At 45.6% G+C, this 1,068-nt stretch carries 1 protein-coding gene; it reads left to right on the plus strand.

The window, feature by feature from the left end; translation table 11 throughout:
- The first annotated feature begins 179 nt into the window (after positions 1 to 179).
- Positions 180 to 668, plus strand: coding sequence for a hypothetical protein (locus AUR66_RS12590; protein ID WP_157533095.1), 489 nt, complete (start codon positions 180 to 182; stop codon positions 666 to 668).
- The last annotated feature ends 400 nt before the right edge of the window (positions 669 to 1,068 follow it).

The raw sequence follows: 1,068 nt of genomic DNA on the forward strand, positions 1-1,068 counted from the left end.
GTTCACCCTCTGACCGACCTATCTACAATTGGGGTCGGTCAGGCTGGTGTTCAATAATTACGAACAGTTCTGTCATTCACGTGTTTATATATTCATAGTCGCTTCTCACTACTTTCAAAACTTCCGATATTTCAGAAAAATTGAAGTGATGCCATAATAGTCATATACCATTCACAATCATGTATGAACAGTACACTCACTTCGGAGACGAGAATATTCCCATTTTGAATCTTACCGGAGATGGGGGCAAAGGCGAGCGAGCAATAGTTGTTGTTTCATCGCGTGAGGGGAGTACGAAACTTTCCCCTCGTATGAACGAGATCAGTGAAGTTACAGTTAGATTTGATACACCAATACAGGAAACTGTGAACCAGGCATTCCTTGTCAAAATAACATATAGAACTTACCCTGTTGGAGCCAGCACTGAAAAAATGTTTAGACTAGCCGTCATCAAAAAGTTTGGTGAAGAAATTAATCTAGAGCAGAGAGCTTCACGCTTGCGAGAAATACAAGAGCGGGAAAACAAAGAGCGTGAGGAAGTACAAGAGCGGGAAAACAAAGAGCGTGAGGAAGGAAAAAAACAGAACTTAAGCCACGTCAAAGTAGCGAGTCCTTTTTCGAATAGCAATAAGTCCCTAATGCGTGGTCTCTCTCAAAAGAAACTTTGATTCTTTTCCCTTAATCGGTGGTAGCTCTACCTACAGCTGAAGTAAATCATCGCTAGTTTATTCCGACCGTAGTGTCATATCGGTTGAATTCTGCTCGTATGGCCGATAACTTCTAAACTCTACAATTGTGCATCTCAATCCGCTCTGGCAACCCCACTATCTCACACACAGGACACTCCACTAACGGCGTCGGCGGTAATTCCCCGCAGGACTCCAACGCAGCATGCAGATGCGCTTGCACCTCTGGTTCATCAGCACGGGTCAAAGCTTGTGTGAGGTGCATCTTCAATTCTTCTCGAGTACTCATGCACGAGTCCCCTTACGTTCCGCGTCCACACGTAGCCCGATGTGTGCAAGCTGGCCGATCGAGGCCCACCCACGCTTATCGGCGACGAACGCT

Source organism: Haloferax profundi (assembly GCF_001469865.1).
GTDB lineage: Archaea > Halobacteriota > Halobacteria > Halobacteriales > Haloferacaceae > Haloferax > Haloferax profundi.